Source organism: Haemophilus parainfluenzae, assembly GCF_003252795.1.
Taxonomy (GTDB): domain Bacteria; phylum Pseudomonadota; class Gammaproteobacteria; order Enterobacterales; family Pasteurellaceae; genus Haemophilus_D; species Haemophilus_D parainfluenzae_K.
This window is the reverse complement of the sequence record NZ_QEPQ01000002.1, coordinates 147357-165746: the sequence shown is the minus strand read 5'-3', so window position 1 is coordinate 165746 and position 18390 is coordinate 147357. Positions and strand designations below refer to the sequence as shown.

16 protein-coding genes are annotated in these 18390 nt (G+C 40.4%); 10 read left to right on the top strand and 6 right to left on the bottom strand.

The window, feature by feature from the left end:
• Window positions 1–14: 14 nt before the first annotated feature.
• Entirely contained in the window at window positions 15–1271 is a 1257-nt protein-coding gene (gene mtr, locus DPV81_RS03260) for a tryptophan permease (RefSeq protein ID WP_111386747.1), read from the bottom strand.
• A 121-nt stretch (window positions 1272–1392) separates the two neighbouring features.
• Between mtr and DPV81_RS03255 the strand changes: the two genes are divergently transcribed.
• Window positions 1393–2172 (top strand): M48 family metallopeptidase, encoded by a 780-nt coding sequence (locus DPV81_RS03255; protein ID WP_005699798.1) that lies wholly within the window; start codon window positions 1393–1395, stop codon window positions 2170–2172.
• Window positions 2173–2301: 129 nt separating this feature from the next.
• Here DPV81_RS03255 and acrB read toward each other — a convergent pair whose 3' ends face one another.
• The 5 genes from acrB to priA form a co-directional block, all read right to left on the bottom strand.
• Window positions 2302–5406 (bottom strand): multidrug efflux RND transporter permease subunit AcrB, encoded by a 3105-nt coding sequence (gene acrB, locus DPV81_RS03250; RefSeq protein ID WP_111386745.1) that lies wholly within the window; start codon window positions 5404–5406, stop codon window positions 2302–2304.
• A gap of 13 nt (window positions 5407–5419) precedes the next feature.
• Entirely contained in the window at window positions 5420–6616 is a 1197-nt protein-coding gene (gene acrA / locus DPV81_RS03245) for a multidrug efflux RND transporter periplasmic adaptor subunit AcrA (protein ID WP_049381741.1), read from the bottom strand.
• Window positions 6617–6646: 30 nt separating this feature from the next.
• The gene (locus tag DPV81_RS03240) at window positions 6647–7225 is read right to left on the bottom strand and encodes a TetR/AcrR family transcriptional regulator (RefSeq protein ID WP_111386743.1); all 579 of its coding nucleotides are present in this window, start codon (window positions 7223–7225) and stop codon (window positions 6647–6649) included.
• Between the two features lie 157 nt (window positions 7226–7382).
• On the bottom strand, window positions 7383–8249 hold the full coding sequence (ftsN, locus tag DPV81_RS03235; protein WP_049367900.1) for a cell division protein FtsN: 867 nt from the start codon (window positions 8247–8249) through the stop codon (window positions 7383–7385).
• 93 nt (window positions 8250–8342) lie between these two features.
• On the bottom strand, window positions 8343–10532 hold the full coding sequence (gene priA / locus DPV81_RS03230) for a primosomal protein N' (RefSeq protein WP_049365647.1): 2190 nt from the start codon (window positions 10530–10532) through the stop codon (window positions 8343–8345).
• Between the two features lie 113 nt (window positions 10533–10645).
• Between priA and trmB the strand changes: the two genes are divergently transcribed.
• The 9 genes from trmB (at window position 10646) to DPV81_RS03185 (ending at window position 18361) form a co-directional block, all read left to right on the top strand.
• Window positions 10646–11392 carry a tRNA (guanosine(46)-N7)-methyltransferase TrmB gene (gene trmB, locus DPV81_RS03225; RefSeq protein WP_049365646.1) on the top strand — a complete coding sequence of 249 codons (747 nt, stop codon included), beginning with the start codon at window positions 10646–10648 and terminating at the stop codon, window positions 11390–11392.
• Between the two features lie 50 nt (window positions 11393–11442).
• Complete coding sequence (locus DPV81_RS03220) at window positions 11443–11784, top strand: YggL family protein (RefSeq protein WP_049365645.1); 342 nt, start codon at window positions 11443–11445, stop codon at window positions 11782–11784.
• A gap of 222 nt (window positions 11785–12006) precedes the next feature.
• Window positions 12007–12549 (top strand): ferredoxin-type protein NapF, encoded by a 543-nt coding sequence (napF, locus tag DPV81_RS03215; protein WP_049365644.1) that lies wholly within the window; start codon window positions 12007–12009, stop codon window positions 12547–12549.
• A complete protein-coding gene (locus DPV81_RS03210) occupies window positions 12536–12799 on the top strand; it encodes a chaperone NapD (protein WP_049365643.1) in 264 nt (87 codons plus the stop codon). Before napF ends, DPV81_RS03210 begins: the two co-directional genes overlap by 14 nt.
• A 63-nt stretch (window positions 12800–12862) precedes the next feature.
• Window positions 12863–15349: a nitrate reductase catalytic subunit NapA gene (gene napA / locus DPV81_RS03205; protein ID WP_049365642.1), complete on the top strand. Its 2487-nt coding sequence runs from the start codon at window positions 12863–12865 to the stop codon at window positions 15347–15349.
• Window positions 15350–15465: 116 nt separating this feature from the next.
• On the top strand, window positions 15466–16371 hold the full coding sequence (napG, locus tag DPV81_RS03200; protein WP_049365641.1) for a ferredoxin-type protein NapG: 906 nt from the start codon (window positions 15466–15468) through the stop codon (window positions 16369–16371).
• Window positions 16371–17261 carry a quinol dehydrogenase ferredoxin subunit NapH gene (gene napH, locus DPV81_RS03195; protein ID WP_049365640.1) on the top strand — a complete coding sequence of 297 codons (891 nt, stop codon included), beginning with the start codon at window positions 16371–16373 and terminating at the stop codon, window positions 17259–17261. The genes napG and napH overlap by 1 nt, the downstream gene beginning before the upstream one ends.
• A gap of 21 nt (window positions 17262–17282) precedes the next feature.
• Window positions 17283–17711, top strand: a complete 429-nt coding sequence (locus DPV81_RS03190) for a nitrate reductase cytochrome c-type subunit (protein ID WP_049373152.1) — start codon at window positions 17283–17285, stop codon at window positions 17709–17711.
• An 11-nt stretch (window positions 17712–17722) separates the two neighbouring features.
• Window positions 17723–18361 (top strand): NapC/NirT family cytochrome c, encoded by a 639-nt coding sequence (locus DPV81_RS03185; protein WP_111386742.1) that lies wholly within the window; start codon window positions 17723–17725, stop codon window positions 18359–18361.
• Window positions 18362–18390: the final 29 nt, after the last annotated feature.

Sequence of the window (18390 nt, the reverse complement as noted above, 5' to 3'; positions counted from 1 at the left end):
ATTAACGTGAAAACTTATCCTGCGAAACTTGCAAACCATCCTAAGTTTGCACCTACTTGTGCCACAATATTTAACACACCGAATAAGATCACAAAGCCAATCATAAAATTACCACCATAGACTTTATAAGTCGCATTTGGGAATTTTTGACGACTGGCTTTAGCAAGCAGTGCCGGCACGATTGCTGCCCAAATGGTTGCGGCTAATCCAGCATAACCAATGGCAATCACGAAGCCATAAGGGAATTGTAAACTTAATAATAGCGGCGGTAAGAACGTCACCAGTGTGGTTTTGGTTCTGCCTAATACGCTGTCATCAAATTTAAATAAATCGGCAATGTAGTCGAATAACCCTAAAGTCACTCCTAAGAATGAAGTCGCAATAGCCATATAAGCAAAGAAATTCAACACAACGGCAATGTATTCCACTTCAATGTATTTATGTAACGCTTCCAATAATGCTGATACATCGCCACCTTTTGCAATCACCGGAGCAAACTCGGTACGCGGTAAATTACCTTGCACCGCAAGCTGCCATAAAATGTAAATCACTAAGGCTAAACCTGTACCAATAAAGATCGATTTCATCACGCGACGACCATCACGATCGTAATATTTGACGAGGCTCGGAACATTTCCGTGGAAACCAAAAGACACTAAGCAAACTGGAAGTGCGGTCAATAAATAAGGCAAATAGCTTTGTTCACCTTCCGCAATAGTATTGAATAACACCTCTGTTTTTACAGAGCTCAATAAGCCTGCGGTAGAAAGGAAGAAAGCCACCACCATTCCAACGATCAAAATGGTTGTGAAACGGTCCACCGCTTTAGTAGAAAGCCAGACGAAAGCTGCAAGAATAAAACAGAAAATCAAGGAACCAGAAGTACGTCCAATATCGACCGCACTTTCAGCGGAACCCAAGGCTTGATTGAGCAAGTTTTGTGTAATACCGCCACCAGAGGTGATATAGGCATAAGTTAAAATATACAACACAAATGCGACGGAAAGACCATTGATAATATTCCAACCTTTTCCTAACAAATCTTTCACGATGGTGTCAAAGCTTGAGCCGGTAGGATAATGTAAGTTGGCTTCTAAGATCATCAAACCTGATGTGGTCATACAAAACCAGGTGTAAACCAAAGCCAGAATAGAGCCGATAAACCATACACCCGCCGTCGAGGTTGGGTTAGCAAGCATACCGGCACCAATTGCGGTACCCGCAATAATCATGGCGCCACCTAATAAAGAAGGAGATTTTTTTATTGTCATCGTTAAGTCCTAAAATAAAAATTTGCACTATTATAGTAGTACAAATTTAAAAGACAATCTTTTTGTATCGACAAAACGCAATAAATTCATATAATCAGCCATCTCAACAAAAGGATAATTTATGAAAAAACAACTCAAAAGTTTTGCTTTTGCTGTATTAGCAGGGGCGGTTATCACGTCTTGTGCGGATTCTGCCTCAATCAATCAAGAAGCAGCAAGCAGCTACACACAAGAAATGGGGAAAATTCGCTCACAAGGTGCGATTGATACCACATCAAATACCGCAAGACGTATTCATCATGTCTTTAACAAAATGGTGCCTTATGCAAACCAAGCGAATGAAACTGGCTTAAAGTTTAATTGGCAAATCAATGTCATTAAATCTAAAGAGCTCAATGCTTGGGCAATGCCAGGCGGGAAAATGGCTTTCTACACAGGTTTAGTAGATACCTTACAACTGAACGATAACGAAATTGCCGTCGTTATGGGACATGAAATGGCACATGCCTTAAAAGAACACGGTAAAGCCAAAGCCAACTTCGGCACCATGAGTGCGATTGCGGGCGCTATTGGTGGAACAGCTCTGTCTGTTGTCGTTGGAGCCGACGTGACTGATTTAGTCACACTGACCAAAGACTTTGCTTTAGATAAACCTTACTCTCGTAGCGCAGAAACTGAAGCGGATGAAGTTGGATTAATGCTAATGGCTCGCTCAGGTTACAATCCTCAAGTCGCACCAGGTTTATGGCAAAAAATGGCTAAAGCCTCAGGTGGTTCTAAAGGGGCACTTGATGTGTTAGCTTCTACTCACCCAAGTGATGAATCCCGCCAAGAAAACTTACAACGCTTATTACCTGAAGCGATGGAACTTTATAAAGCGGCAAAAAATAAAAATGGTTAAATAAAAACGGTTAAAAATTTGACCGCACTTTCATAAATAAAAAGCGAACATTATGTTCGCTTTTTTAATCTCTCAAAGAAAACCGCACTTGAAAAATCAAAGTGCGGTTTGTTTTTATAGTATTTTCAATTAATGTTGTTCGTTAATGTGACCTTCAATTGGTTTTACATTTTCATCAAACACTGGTAACGGTTTGTGTTCGCTTGCAATGTAAGAATAAATCACTGGCAACACGAACAAGGTAAACAATGTACCGATTGCCAAACCTGCCACGATAACGATACCAATACTGAAACGAGATACCGCACCTGCACCTGTTGCATAAAGCAACGGTACAAGACCTGCAATCATCGCTGCGGTTGTCATCAGAATTGGACGTAAACGTACTTTAGCCGCTTCGGTAATCGCTTCAATACGCGTTTTACCGTGGTTTAACTGCTCTTCTTTCGCTACTTCACACATCAAAATACCGTGTTTCGTAATAAGACCAACCAGGGTAATCAAACCCACTTGTGAGTAGATATTGAGTGTCGTTCCAGCAATCCCTACAAATCCAAAGGCATTTAAGGCTAATAACGCACCACTTACAGCTAACGGCACAGAAATCATAATCACGATTGGATCGCGAATTGATTCAAACTGAATTGCCAAGACTAAGAAAATAATCACTACCGCAAGTAAGAACGTTACAGCAAGCGCATTACCTTCTTGTACTAACTGACGCGCTTCACTTTTAAAGTCATAGTTATAACCCTGTGGTAAAGTATTTTTCGCATTGTCCTGTAACCATTGGATCGCATCACCAATTGAAGTACCTGGCATCGGTACAGCACTAATCACCGCAGAGTTTAACTGGCTGAAACGAGGCAATGTACTTGGTTGTGGTTCCAATGTAGCCGTCACCAAGCTGCTTAATGGAACAGAGGTACCATTTGCTGCGGTGATGTAATACTTATTAAAACTTTCCGGAGATAAACGATTGTCACGTTTTACTTGGGAAATAATTTTGTAAGCTCGACCATCAATATCCACACGTTCAATGGTTGCGGCAGATAAGAAGCTGCCTAACGTACGGCTGATTTGTTGCATTGTAATGCCATAAGTTCCTGCTTTTTCACGATCGATCTTAATACGCATTTGAGCAGTATCAAATTTAAGATCGAGATTGGTATAAACGAACTTGCTGGATTTTTGCATATCCTCTAAGAATTTACCCGCCACATTTGCTAAATCACCGTAGTCTTGTGATGTGCTGATCACAAAACCAATTGGAGGACCTTGCTCCCCTGTATTAATTTCTGGGAACGCAAAGCCTTGTACAGACACTTCAGGAATAGATTTCGCTTTTTCATTCAGCTCATTCATGATAGCTGTTTGGCTTTTTGAGCGTTCTTTCCAATCTTTTAAAGTTACAACGTTTAAAGATTGGTTAGAAGTTGGTGCGCCTGAAATTGTCATAGCAAACTGCACTTCTGGCGTATTTTTTAAAATCTCTTGATAAGGTGCCATCGCATTTTGCACATAATCCACGTTTACGTTAGACGGTGCTGAACCAATCGCTAAAAATGCCCCTTTATCTTCTGCTGGTGTTAATTCACTCGAAAGCGATTTAAACAACACGGGTAAGGTGGCAAAGATAATCGCCGCAAACATCAACATACATTTACGGTTTACCATCACCAAATCAAGTACATACGCATAAGCTGCATTCACTTTACTAAGGGTATGCTCTACTCGTTGTTCCAATTTACTTGGAGCCTCATTGGATTTTAGCAATTTACTGGTCATCATTGGTGAAAGCGTTAATGCTACGATACCGGAAATAAATACTGCTCCAGCAAGGGTTAAAGCAAACTCTTTAAACAACGTACCCGTAATACCGCCCATTAACGCCATTGGAGAATATACCGCAATCAAGGCTATAGTCATGGAAATAACCGGAACGGCAATTTCACGCGTACCAATAATCGCCGCACGGAATGGGGTTTCACCTAACTTAATGTGGCGGTCTACGTTTTCCAATACCACAATCGCATCATCCACCACCAAACCAATGGCTAGAACCAATGCCAGCAAAGTCATCAAGTTAATAGAGAAATCAAATGATTGAAGCAACATAATTACCCCGATTAATGAAATCGGAATGGTGATAACCGGGATTAAAATCGCACGGAATGAACCAATAAACATGGTAATCACCACCAACACGATCAGCGTTGCCTCAACAATCGTTTTGATTACTTCATTAATGGAGTTATTAATCGCAATTGTACGGTCATATAAGATGTCAGATTCAATAGCATCCGGCAGATTATTTTTAATACTGTCATATAGCGGACGCACTTTCGCAGCTACCGTTAATGGGTTTGCTGACGAAGTTGGATTAATCGCTAATACAACGGAATCTGCGCCATTCGCTACCGCACGAGAGCTATCACTTGATTTATTTAACTCAATATCGGCGATATCGCGTAAACGCACCAATTTATCACCGTTCGATGTCACAATTAAGTTACCTAATTCATCAACGGATTTTGTCGTGGTTTCTACTTTGTTTTTATAGGTGACAAAATAGCCATTATCATTACCTGCCGCTGTTTGAACGTTATTCGCTGATAATGCAGACATCACTTGTGTGGCAGAAAGGTTTTGAGCTGCCATTTTTTCTGGATCTAACCAAACACGAAGTGCGTACTCTGATGCACCAAAGATCTGCACGCTTGCCACCCCTTCTACTGTAAAGAACTGAGGTTTGACTACGCGTTGAATATAGTCAGTCACTTGGCTTGCATCAAGTTTGTTAGAACGGAAACTAATGTACATAATTCCCGAACCACCTGTAGAGGAAGAAACCGTTGGATCTTCAATACCACTTGGCAATTCAGAACGAACCGAGTTAACTTTGGCTAACACGTCTGCCAAGGCTGCATTCGGATCAGTATTTAATTTCATTTTTACGGTGACTGTTGAAGTGCTTGGGCTAGAGCTTGAAGACATATAGTCCACATTGTCTGCTTGTGCTACCGCTTCTTCAATTTTCGAGGTCACAAATGCTTGAATTAAGTTTGCATCTGCACCTGGATATGCGGTGGTCACCGTAATTACCGTTGTGGTCATTTTCGGATATTCGCGCACAGCCAATTTCGAGATCGCTTGTAAACCTAAAATAATGATTAACAAGCTAATCGAAACCGCCAAAACAGGGCGACGAATAAATATATCGGTAAATCTCATTCGCTTTTCCTAATTAAAGATTCGTTTTATTTGCAGGTTGTTCTGTACCCACGCCCGCTTTATCTGCAACAGAAACTAATGCACCATTACTTAAGTTTTGCTGACCACCAGTCACAATTTTATCGCCAACTTTGACTTCATCGCCTTTTAATTGGGCATAAATGCCTTGACGATCTTTCGTAAATACAGTGATTGATTTTGCACGGTACATATTCGCTGCTTTCTCTGCGCCGCCTAATTTCTCAATATCTTCATCAGAAAGTGCGGTCAAAATATAAAGCGATTCGCCATACATGTTGTAACTCACCGCCACTTGTGGCACCACAATTTGATTATGTTCTGTTGGCAAAGCCACATGTAAGCGAGTAAACATACCGGACAATAATTTTGCGCCATCTTCTGGCTCAAATGTTGCTTGAACATCAACTAAACCCGTTGAAGAATTAATTGCTGGCTCAATTGCAGTCACCTTAGCAGCAAATGTTTCACCTTTACGCGCATCTGCCGTAGCTGTTACTTTTTGACCAATATGCAATTTATCTAATAGGTTTTGAGCAATCGCAAAATCGACTTTCATTGAAGAACGATCTTCCACACGCACAATTTCAGTACCGTTTGAAACATACTGACCAACATTCACTTTCACGATACCAGCTTTACCATCAAATGGCGCGACGATTTGGCGACGCTCAATGGTTGCTTTTAATGACTCAATATTTGCCGCTTGTGCTTCATAAGCTGATTTTGCGTTATCTAATTCTTGACGAGAAACGGCACCGCTGCCTGCAAGGTTTGCATAACGTTGATAAGTTTGACGTAATGACACCACTTGAGCTTGAGCCGCTTGTAAGCTTGCACGCTCAACGGAACTATCTAACTCAACTAACAAATCACCCTTTTTCACGCTTTGGCCATTTTGCACGAGCACTTTAGACACCGTTCCTGCACTTTGAGCGCTTAACATCGCCCCTTGATTTGGACGAACAAGACCTGTCGTTTCAATGATTGGCGTCCATTCTGAAGCCTTAACTGTCATTGCAGTCACCGGAGAGGCTGTTTCTGGTTTATTTGCTAAAAAATCAGCAATGCCTTTTGCTTTCATTTGATTAAGGAAAATCATTGCTGCAAAAATTAACACAAATACGCCTAACGCTAATTTCAAAAAGAAAACGTGTGAACGCTTTGGTCTATTAGTTTGAGTTATACTCATTTGGAAAACTCCATTAAGACAATAAAATGACTACTTCTGAATTGCACGCCAAGAGCGTTCAATGACAGATTCTAACACCGCATCGGTAATCGCTATACCGAGAAATTTGTTATCTGAGGCTAAAACTATTGCAGTATCTAGACTCAGCAAAAATAAAATTCGAGGTTCTAAATCAGCTAACACATTTGCTGCTTGTCCATTGAGACAAAACTGATCCCAACACGAACACTCCATTTCTTTGCAGGTTTCAAGAAACTCCGGCAAAGATTTATACTGATTCATATTTGACAAAACCGTTGGATTTTCTTGAAGAAAATGCCAAATATTCCACCACATTTTTCTGTATTGTTCGAAAAAAGGTTGATTTTCATCAAAACCTTCTTCAATCGCCACAACAAACTTATTGAACACTCGACGAGCAAATTGTGCTAATAACTCGTCTTTACTCTTAAAATAAAGATAAATCGTGCCAGCTGCGATGCCTGCTTCCTTGGCTAACTTATGCATAGAAAGATGGTGTAATCCTTCTTTTGCCATAAGACGATCTGTTGCATCAAAGATCTGCTCACTGACATCAAGCTTCGTTTTAGAGGCTTTTACTTGTCGCATAATAAAAAATTAAATTCTTAGGGTTATATATGAGAAAGGTCATTTAAGATGAACACTTAAAATGAATGAACGTTCATTTTATTGATTTTTCGTTTTTTGGCAAGTGAAATATATAAAAAAAGTGCGGTCATTTTTAACCGCACTTTTAAATTCTGAATTACATTCCAATCACAACGCAACTCGCCACTGATTTTGCTTTATCTTGTGCTGCAGTTGCGGCATCTCGACTACCAAATGGTCCTACACGTACGCGATTCCATTCTTCACTTGTCGCAATTTGTGCATTTACGCCAGCCATCGCTAGACGACCTTGTAAGCTTTCTGCTTGCGCACGATTTTTAAATGCACCACATTGTAAACCAAATTTTTTACCACCAGCCTGTACTTGTTGTTCTGCTGGTTTTGGTTCTGCTTTTTTTGGCTGCTCGGTTTTAGCCGACTCTGTTTTTACAGGTTCTGCTTTCACCACTTCTGCTTTTTTCGGTGGTTCAGGCTTTTTAACAGGCTCAGGCTTTTTCGCTTCTGGTTTTGCTGTTTGCTGAGCTGGCTGAGTTTGAGCTGTCTGTGCTGGTTGAGTTTGCTGTGCTTGAGCCGCGGCTTTTTCTGCATTTGCTGCTTCTTGCTCTTTACGTTGAGCTTCTAATTTTTTCGCTTCTTCTGCTGCCTTTTGATCTTTTTCCATTTGAATAAGCACTTGACGCTGTTCTTCCGTCAAACGCATATTTTTTTCAACAGAAGAAGGATTATTATCCACCGGCACCGTACGAGTTTCTAATTCTTTAATATAGTGCCACACTTCTTCTGGGCGATTTGGTAGTACACTTTTCGGTTGCGGTTTTTCCGGTTGAACCGTTGTTGTCACGACAGGTTCAGGCGTTTTACTTTTTAAGAAGTAAAGCCCTAAACCAAAACCTAATACCGCCACCAACGCAAGACCAATTAAGGTATTACGATTAAAACGTTTCTTTGCTTTCTTTTTATTATTTTTTGAGCCGCTTCGACCGGCAAAATCTCGATGAGCCACGATAAAATCCTAAAATATTCGATAAATTAAACTTAGAGTATAAAAAACGCTTAATTCTACTGAAAAACTGTGCATTTTTCTAGGGAATTTTTGCTAACTCAAATCCAATGGATCTACGTCTAAAATTAACCGTACTTGAGAATACTTTATCAGCTCTGGTGAATATCGACTCAATGCTGCCTGTAATTGTTTCCGAGACGCGTGCTGTAATAATAACTGCCAACGATACTGCCCCGCTTTTTTGCTAAACGGTGCAGGAATCGGCCCCAATACTTGCAAGCCTTCTATTTTTTGTTCATAGAAGAAAGACGCTAATTGCGATAATGCATTTTCCGCCTCTTCAGAATGACGGCATTGTGCTTTAAACAACGCTTGGAAACTAAATGGAGGCAAACCCATATTATGCCGCAACTTCAAGGTTTCTTCTGCAAAGGCTTGATAGCCCTTTTCAAGTAAGGTGGTTAATAACGGGTGATCCGGATAATGCGTCTGCAAAACCACTTCGCCCTGTTTTTCCGCCCTGCCTGAGCGTCCTGCAACCTGCACATAAAGCTGAGCCAAACGTTCTTCGGCTCTGAAATCAAGGGAAAATAAGGCATTATCCACATTCACTAAAGCAACCAAGGTGACATTCGGGAAATGGTGCCCTTTGGCTAACATTTGGGTGCCAATTAAAATCTGACTTTTACCTTGCTGAATATCGTCTAAATAACCTTCAAGCTTGCCTTTTCGCGCTGTACTATCACGATCGATACGTGCAATATTATATTGAGGGAAACGTGCTTTTAGAGTTTCCTCCAGTTGTTCTGTACCTAAACCTGTTGTGACTAAATGCGTTGAACCACAATGACCACATTGCATCGGCACTGTTTTTTGTGCACCACAATGATGGCAGCGTAAAACGCGCTGATGTTGGTGATAGGTATAAGGTTTTTCGCAATGATGACATTCATCAATCCAGCCACACTCATGACATAACAACACAGGCGCAAATCCACGTCGATTAAGGAATAACAATACTTGATTACCTTTTTCTAAGTGTTCCTGCATACGTTGCAACAGCGGTTCAGATAAGCCGTTTTGAATTCGTTGATGTTTTAAATCAATCACAAATTGACGAAGTGCGGTCGCATTTCCAGCCCTTTTTGATAGCACCAAATGATGATATTTGCCATTTTGTACATTATTCACACTTTCCAAACTTGGTGTGGCAGAACCTAATAAGATAGGAATATTGAGTTTTTGAGCAAGCACAATGCCTAAATCTCTCGCATGATAGCGCCAACCATCTTGCTGTTTAAATGAGCCGTCATGTTCTTCATCTAAAATGATTAAGCCGAGATCTGAAAACTGGGTGAAAAGAGCCGATCTCGTGCCAATTACGATTGCACTTTGTCCTGTTCTTGCGCGTTCCCAAACATTTAAGCGCTGTGTATCATTCAAGTTGGAATGCAATACATCAATTTCGACATTAAAGCGAGCTTGGAAACGTCTAACAGTCTGAGGAGTAAGCCCAATTTCAGGAACAAGCACTAAAACCTGTTTGCCTTTCTTTAAAACTTCTTCAATGTATTGCAGGTAAATTTCAGTTTTACCCGAACCAGTCACGCCCTCTAACAACCACACATTAAAGCCTTCTTGGAAAAGCAACTGGCTAAATGCAAGGGCTTGTTGCTTGTTTAAGGTCAATCGGTTATCAAGATTAACTAAAGGCTCATCCCCTAAAGCTTGTTGCCAACTTTTTTGTTCAGTAGGCACGATAATCTCTTCCACATAATCTTTGCCCTTTAAGGCTGACCAAATCGCGGAACTAATCTCATTGTTACCTTTTTCTAGATCTTGCGTTATCAATAAATTTAAGACTTCAATTTGTTTTTTAGCGCGTTTTAATTCACCTGATTCTAACGCTTGTTTTCCAAGGTCCGTAATACGCCAAAAAGTGCGGTCATTTTTAACCGCACTTTCTCCATTGCGGAGTTTGACTGGCAACGCTTGAAACAACACATCGCCTAATGCTGCACGATAATAATTAGCCGACCAAGCTAACCAATCCCAAGTTGTGGAATTAAAAAGTGATTCAGCATCAAGTACATCAATAATCGGTTTTAACTTTTCTTTTGCGACATCCGAAGAAGCGGGCAAATCCACCACGATCCCGACTCGTTTTTGCGAACCAAAAGGCACCAACACGCGTCCACCTACGATTGGCGTCAAGTCTGGCGAATAGAGATAATCAAAAAATCGGGGAAGCGGTACGGCTAATGCAACTCGGACAATATTCATAACAAAAAACAATTAAAAATTTTCGCTATTATACGGGAATTAGGTGGAAAAATCCCACAACCTTGCCTTTTAGTGTATAATCGCCGCCAATTTTAATTGAGCGAATAAAAACCATGACAGAAGAGCAAAAAACCTTTGCTGATCAAAAACGTAAAACCGTTGAAACGGCTGAATTTACAGAAGATGGTCGTTATAAACGTAAAGTTCGTAGCTTTGTGTTGCGGACAGGTCGCTTAAGTGATTTTCAAAAAAATATGATGAATGATCACTGGGCTGATCTTGGATTAGATTATCAAAATGCCCCTTTTGATTTTGTCGCTATTTATGGTAATACGAATCCCGTTATATTAGAAATTGGCTTCGGAATGGGGAAATCTTTAGTGGATATGGCTGAAGCGAATCCTGATAAAAATTATCTCGGTATTGAAGTACACACACCTGGTGTAGGTGCCTGTATTGCTTATGCGGTAGAAAAAGGCGTGAAAAACCTTCGCGTGATTTGCCATGATGCCACTGAAATTCTACGTGATTGTGTAAAAGACGGCGAATTGGGCGGCTTACAACTTTTCTTCCCTGACCCTTGGCATAAAGCGAAACATCATAAACGCCGTATTGTTCAACCGCACTTTGTGGAGCAAGTCGTGCAAAAATTACAACCAAATGGTTTTATTCATATGGCAACGGACTGGGAAAACTATGCGGAACAAATGCTCGAAGTGCTTTCAGCCAATGAAAATTTAGTCAATACTGCCGAACAAGATTATATTCCACGTCCTGATTTCCGCCCTCTCACAAAATTTGAGGCGCGCGGTCATCGCTTAGGTCACGGTGTGTGGGATTTATACTTTAAGAAAAAATAATCATCGAGATGATGACTATACCCATTACCTTAACATAGGAGAACATTGAAATGACAACTCGTAATCAACGTCAACGTAAAAAACTTCACTTAGCAGAATTCCAAGAATTAGGCTTTTTAGTGAATTGGCAATTTGCTGAAGGTACCAGCATCGAAACTATCGATGGAACCGTTGATCGTTTTATTGCTGAAGTGATTCAACCAAACGGCTTAGCTTATGAAGGTAGCGGCTATTTACATTGGGAAGGCTTAGTTTGCTTAGAGAAAATCGGTAAATGTGATGAAAGCCATCGTCAATTAGTGAAAAAATGGTTAGAAGAAAATAAATTACAACAAATCGAAATCAGTGAATTATTCGATATTTGGTGGGATTACCCAACCCAAAACGCATAATATTTTAAACTCACTTCAGGGCGGTTCTTCCGCCCTATTTAATAATCATTTTCACTTATATTTTAACAATTTATTTACACTAATAACATATTTTCAAAATATCATTGATCTATCTCAACAAAAGTGTATATTTCTTAAAAACTACTCCTTTTAGGTAGTTACTATTTTTTTATTAGCACTAGATAATGCATCCCTTGAAAATACCGAACTTTAAAGAAAAATATGGCGATTGAAAATCCTTCTCGCAGACAATTATTACGTGGGCAATTTTTACAATCGTTACATTCTGAAAACGCGAAAATTCAAGGTATTAATGCTATCCGTCCACCTTGGTCGATAAACGAGAGCAACTTTACGGATAAATGTACGCGGTGCGGTGATTGCATACTAGTATGTGAAACCCAAATTATCGTAAAAGGCGATGGCGGTTTTCCTGAAATACAATTTGACAAGGGCGAATGCACGTTCTGCCAAAAATGTGTTTTAGTCTGTGAACAACCGATTTTTCGTTCATTAGAAGAAGAGCCTTGGGCACATAAAGTTGAAATTACAACGCAATGTCTCACAGAAAATCGAGTGGAATGTCGAAGTTGCCAAGATAGCTGTCCGATGAATGCCATCCGTTTTCGATTACAACTTGGTGGCGTCGCAAAACCCATATTGGATTTAGAAAGTTGTAATGGTTGTGGTGCTTGCCTAAGTGTTTGCCCAACAAAAGCAATAAAAATTTTTAATATTGAAACAAATATCGATGAGTCAATTTAGCGAAAATGAGAACTGGTATGTATGCAGCATTGTTGTGCAAGCCAGACCAGAAAAACTTAACCAAGTCAAAGAAGCCATTTTAGCGATTCCAACCGCTGAGATTCATGGCGAAAAATCTGATGAAGGCAAATTGGTGGTCACCCTTGAAAGTAACCGTCAATTAGCATTAGCGGATCTTATGGATGAAATTAAAGATATCCCAGGAGTAATTGTCATTTCTTTAATTTCGAATTACTTAGATGAAAAATAAATAATTTAGGAATACATACTCTTTTGTATATTCTAAAACATTCAACAACGAGTGGGGAAAACTATGGAACTTAATCGTAGAGATTTTATGAAAGCCAATGCTGCACTTGCAGCGGCAGCGGCTGCCGGTATGACCATCCCTGTTAAACAGGTTAATGCGACCGAAGATATGGGCATCAAATGGGATAAAGCCCCATGCCGTTTCTGTGGTACAGGATGTAGCGTATTGGTAGGAACCAAAGATGGTCGAGTTGTCGCAACTCAAGGTGACCCGGATGCAGAAGTAAACCGCGGTTTAAACTGTATCAAAGGTTACTTCCTTTCTAAAATCATGTACGGTGCAGACCGTGTACAAACTCCGTTATTACGTATGAAAGATGGTAAATTCCATAAAGAAGGTGACTTTACACCAGTTTCTTGGGATCAAGCTTTCACTATCATGGCGGAAAAAATCAAAGACATCTTGAAGAAAAAAGAACCAAATGCTGTTGGGATGTTCTCTTCCGGTCAAACTACTATCTATGAAGGCTATGCAAAAGTAAAACTTTGGAAAGCTGGTCTTCGTTCAAATACTATCGATCCTAATGCTCGTCACTGTATGGCGTCTGCAGCGGTTGCGTTTATGCGTACATTCGGTATGGATGAGCCAATGGGTTGCTATAACGATATCGAGAAAACCGATGCATTTGTGCTTTGGGGTTCAAACATGGCGGAAATGCACCCAATTTTATGGTCTCGTATTTCTGACCGTCGTCTTTCTTCTGATAACGTGAAAGTTGTAGTTATGTCAACATTCGAACACCGTTCGTTTGAATTAGCTGATGTGCCTATCGTATTTAATCCACATGCAGACCTTGCAATCCTTAACTACATTGCAAACTACATTATCCAAAACGATAAAGTAAACTGGGACTTCGTTAATAAACATACTAAATTCAAACGTGGTGAAACTGATATCGGTTATGGTCTACGTCCAGAACACCCACTTGAAGTTGCAGCGAAAAACCGTAAAACTGCAGGTAAAATGTATGACTCTGACTTCGAAGAATTCAAGAAAATCGTTGCACCTTATACATTAGACGAAGCACACCGTATTTCTGGTGTACCAAAAGATCAGCTTGAAACCCTCGCGAAAATGTACGCGGATCCAGAACAGAACTTAGTGTCTTACTGGACAATGGGCTTTAACCAACACACTCGTGGTGTATGGGTTAACCACATGATCTATAACGTACACTTATTAACCGGTAAAATTTCTAAACCAGGTTGTGGTCCGTTCTCATTAACTGGTCAACCTTCAGCTTGTGGTACAGCGCGTGAAGTGGGTACTTTCGTTCACCGTTTACCAGCGGACATGGTAGTAACCAATCCTAAACACGTTGAAATCGCTGAGAAAAAATGGAAATTACCAAAAGGTACCATTCCAACTGTACCTGGATACGCAGCTGTACAACAAAGCCGTGCATTAAAAGATGGTAAATTAAACTTCTTATGGCAACTTTGTACCAACAACATGCAAGGTGGTCCAAACATTAACGACGAAATTTTCCCTGGTTGGCGTAACCCTGAAAACTTCATCGTTGTTTCAGACCCTTACCCATCCGTTTCTGCAGTTGCAGCAGACCTAATTCTCCCTACTTGTATGTGGGTAGAAAAAGAAGGGGGCTATGGTAACGCAGAACGTCGTACCCAATTATGGCGTCAACAAGTGAAAGGTCCTGGTGAGTCTCGTTCTGACTTATGGCAAATTGTGGAATTCTCTAAATACTTCAAAACAGATGAAGTATGGGGCGAAGAATTATTAGCTCAAATGCCAGAATATCGTGGTAAGACTTTATATGAAGTACTTTACGAGAATGGTGAAGTAAACAAATATAAAATACCAACGGATGTTCCAGGATACATCAATGATGAAGCAGATCACTTTGGTTACTACCTACAAAAAGGCTTATTCGAAGAATACGCAAGCTTTGGTCGTGGTCATGGCCATGACTTAGCACCATTTGATACTTACCACCAAGTACGTGGTTTACGTTGGCCGGTTGTTGACGGTAAAGAAACCTTATGGCGTTACCGTGAAGGCTTTGACCCGTACGTTAAAGCAGGCGAAGATGTTGCGTTCTACGGTTATCCGGATAAAAAAGCAATTATCTTAGGTGTGCCTTATGAAGACCCTGCAGAATCACCAGATGAAGAATATCCATTATGGTTATGTACTGGTCGTGTACTTGAACACTGGCATACCGGTACCATGACTCGTCGTGTACCTGAATTACACCGTGCGTTCCCGAATAACTTAGTTTGGATGCACCCAGCGGATGCGAAAAAATATGGCTTACGTCATGGGGATAAAGTGAAATTAATTACACGTCGTGGTGAAATGGTTTCTTACTTAGATACCCGTGGTCGTAACAAATGTCCTCAGGGCTTAATTTACACCACCTTCTTTGATGCGGGTCAGCTTGCTAACAAATTAACATTGGATGCAACCGATCCAATTTCAGGTGAAACCGACTTCAAAAAATGTGCTGTAAAAGTGGAAAAAGCGTAGGATTTTCCTTTTGTTTCTAGTCGCTCCTCTCTTTAAAGAGAAGGGAATTTAAAATAAGAGCGGTCAAATTTTGCAATATTTTTACAAAATTAGGCCGCTTATAAAAGGAAACGCAGATGAGACTTGATCCTAACCGTCGTCAGTTTTTAAAAAATGTGACAAGAACGGCTGCCGGAGTATGTGGGGTTGGTATTATTCTTGGCTTACAGCAACAACAAGCTAAAGCTAAAGAAGGGATCGCCTTGCGTCCACCTGGTGCTTTACCGGAAAAGGATTTCTTGGCAGCTTGTACCCGTTGCGGACAATGCGTCCAAGCGTGTCCATATGATATGTTGCATTTAGCTTCGCTGATTTCACCAATGGAAGCGGGCACACCTTATTTTATCGCTCGGGATAAACCTTGCGAAATGTGTCCGGATATTCCATGTATGAATGCTTGTCCAAGTGGCGCATTAAGTGAGGAACTTAAAGACATCAATGATGCGAGAATGGGGTTAGCCGTATTGCTAGACCATGAAACTTGTCTTAACTGGCAGGGGTTGCGTTGTGATGTGTGTTATCGCGTTTGTCCATTAGTAGATAAAGCGATTACACTTGAACGTATCCACAATGATCGTACTGGGATTCATGCAAAGCTTATTCCAACTGTTCACTCTGATGCTTGCACCGGATGCGGTAAATGCGAACAAGCTTGTGTGTTAGAAGAAGCGGCAATTAAAGTCTTACCGATGGATATCGCCAAAGGGCTACTCGGTCGCCACTATCGCTTAGGCTGGAAAGAAAAACAAAACGCCGGAAAATCCTTAATTGAGGAGCAACATCCAGATGGCTTACGTCCAGCAATGGATGCTCGTATGCCGGAAGGCTCACATGAGCCGGTTTATCAGCCAATGCAAGTTCAACCGAACCAAAAAGTTGCAACACCAAACCGTGCAACAATGGATTATGTACCAAATCCAACAACAGTTCCGGAAGCAGAGCAATTCCCAAATCTGGACTTAAACATTAAGGGGGTTAAATAATGGCTGAAAAATATACCCCGAATAAGCCTAAAGATGCAGGCTTAGAAGCTCGCCAAAAACTCGGTTGGTGGCATGCTTATCGCTTTTTAATTCTACGTCGAATTAGTCAATTAAGTATTATTTTAATGTTCTTAAGTGGTCCGATTTGGCAAGTTTGGATTCTAAAAGGCAATTACAGCTCAAGCATGCTTTTGGATACTGTGCCATTGACAGATCCATTGATTACCGCTGAAAGTTTAGCGACAGGTTACCTACCAGAAATCACAACGATTATTGGAGCCTTGGTTATCGTCGTATTCTACGCCATCGTTGCGAGCAAAGCCTTTTGTAGTTGGGTCTGTCCAATGAACATCGTGACTGATGCAGCAGCTTGGCTACGTAGAAAATTAGGTATTAGACAATCATTAAAAATTTCACGTCAACTTCGCTATGTGATTTTAGCCGTGATTTTAGTTGGTAGCGCAATAACGGGTACGCTTTTATGGGAGTGGATAAACCCTGTTGCAGCACTTGGACGCATCTTCGTCTTTGGAACAGGTGCAACGCTTTGGTTAGTAGCAGTGATTTTCCTATTTGACTTACTCGTTGCTGAACATGGTTGGTGTGGTCACCTTTGTCCAATTGGTGCAATCTATGGTGTCATTGGAGCTAAAAGCCTAATAAAAATTAATGTAATCGATCGCGATCGCTGTGACCGTTGTATGGACTGTTATAATGTTTGCCCAGAACCGCAAGTTTTAAGACTTCCTTTACACGGTGGACCTGAAGATAGCCAAATTATATTGGCAAAAGATTGTATTACTTGTGGACGCTGTATTGACGTGTGCGCAGAAAATGTATTTACATTTGGATCTCGATTTGAGAAACAAATAAAAATTAAAAATATTTAATTATTTAATGGAGTGGATTTCATGAAAAAATCATTTATTTTCATGCTGGCTTTATGTAGTGGATTGGCATTTGCTGATGCACCACAAGTTGCAAACAGCATCGATAAAACAGCAGAAAGTCTTGCACCTGCATTTAATAATCCTTATAAAGATGTAGGCAATATTCCTGTTACTTTTCCTAACCAACCCCCACTTGTTCCACACAGCATTCGTGGCTTACAAGTAACTAAAAATGCGAATCAATGTTTAGGTTGCCACGCGCCAGATGTTGCCCCAACAACGGGTGCGCCACGTGTTCCTGAGAGTCATTTCTTAACACGTGATGGTCAAAAAACAGAAGGTACCTCACCACGTCGTTATTTCTGTTTACAATGCCACGTTCAGCAAACTAACGTAAATCCAATTATTCAAAATAAATTCGAAACCATTCGTAAAACGCAAGGTAAATAAGGAGCTAAACCATGATTAAATCAAGCATTCAAAAAGTTTGTCGTTGGTTACGCTCGCCGAGCAAAATGGCAATTGGTGGGGTGATTTTATTAACTATCATTGGTACTATTGTTGGAACTAACCTATTTAATGTCGGTATGTCAGCAACTAATACTGAACAATTCTGTTCAGATTGTCATACTAACGATGTTGTACCTGAATACCAAGCATCAATTCACTTTAGCAACCGTTCAGGTGTGAAAGCGATTTGTTCTGACTGTCACGTTCCACATGAATTCATTCCAAAAATGGTTCGTAAAATGCAGGCATCGACTGAAGTTTATGCATACTTTACAGGTAAAGTAGATACTAAAGAAAAATTCGAAAAACATCGTTTAGAAATGGCTGAACGCGAATGGGCGCGTATGAAAGCGAATAACTCACAAGAGTGTCGTAACTGCCATAACTTTAATGATATGGATTACTCACAACAAAAAACTGTGGCACAACAAATGCACGCACTTGCACAGGAACAAAACAAAACCTGTATCGACTGTCACAAAGGGATTGCACACCATCTTCCAGATATGTCAAAAGTACAACAAAGCTTTATTCCTGCGGATATGTTAAAAGCAAATGAAAAACCTGCTGATAACAAAGATGCGAAATAATTTAATAAATTGATGATAATAAATCGGCA

Coding starts and splice junctions, on each gene's coding strand:
- napG (WP_049365641.1), top strand. CDS start 15,466: ATGAGACTTGATCCTAACCGTCGTCAGTTTTTAAAAAATGTGACAAGA.
- DPV81_RS03185 (WP_111386742.1), top strand. CDS start 17,723: ATGATTAAATCAAGCATTCAAAAAGTTTGTCGTTGGTTACGCTCGCCG.
- napA (WP_049365642.1), top strand. CDS start 12,863: ATGGAACTTAATCGTAGAGATTTTATGAAAGCCAATGCTGCACTTGCA.
- DPV81_RS03240 (WP_111386743.1), bottom strand. CDS start 7,225: ATGCGACAAGTAAAAGCCTCTAAAACGAAGCTTGATGTCAGTGAGCAG.
- DPV81_RS03190 (WP_049373152.1), top strand. CDS start 17,283: ATGAAAAAATCATTTATTTTCATGCTGGCTTTATGTAGTGGATTGGCA.
- DPV81_RS03255 (WP_005699798.1), top strand. CDS start 1,393: ATGAAAAAACAACTCAAAAGTTTTGCTTTTGCTGTATTAGCAGGGGCG.
- mtr (WP_111386747.1), bottom strand. CDS start 1,271: ATGACAATAAAAAAATCTCCTTCTTTATTAGGTGGCGCCATGATTATT.
- DPV81_RS03220 (WP_049365645.1), top strand. CDS start 11,443: ATGACAACTCGTAATCAACGTCAACGTAAAAAACTTCACTTAGCAGAA.
- priA (WP_049365647.1), bottom strand. CDS start 10,532: ATGAATATTGTCCGAGTTGCATTAGCCGTACCGCTTCCCCGATTTTTT.
- napH (WP_049365640.1), top strand. CDS start 16,371: ATGGCTGAAAAATATACCCCGAATAAGCCTAAAGATGCAGGCTTAGAA.
- DPV81_RS03210 (WP_049365643.1), top strand. CDS start 12,536: ATGAGTCAATTTAGCGAAAATGAGAACTGGTATGTATGCAGCATTGTT.
- acrB (WP_111386745.1), bottom strand. CDS start 5,406: ATGAGATTTACCGATATATTTATTCGTCGCCCTGTTTTGGCGGTTTCG.
- acrA (WP_049381741.1), bottom strand. CDS start 6,616: ATGAGTATAACTCAAACTAATAGACCAAAGCGTTCACACGTTTTCTTT.
- trmB (WP_049365646.1), top strand. CDS start 10,646: ATGACAGAAGAGCAAAAAACCTTTGCTGATCAAAAACGTAAAACCGTT.
- napF (WP_049365644.1), top strand. CDS start 12,007: ATGGCGATTGAAAATCCTTCTCGCAGACAATTATTACGTGGGCAATTT.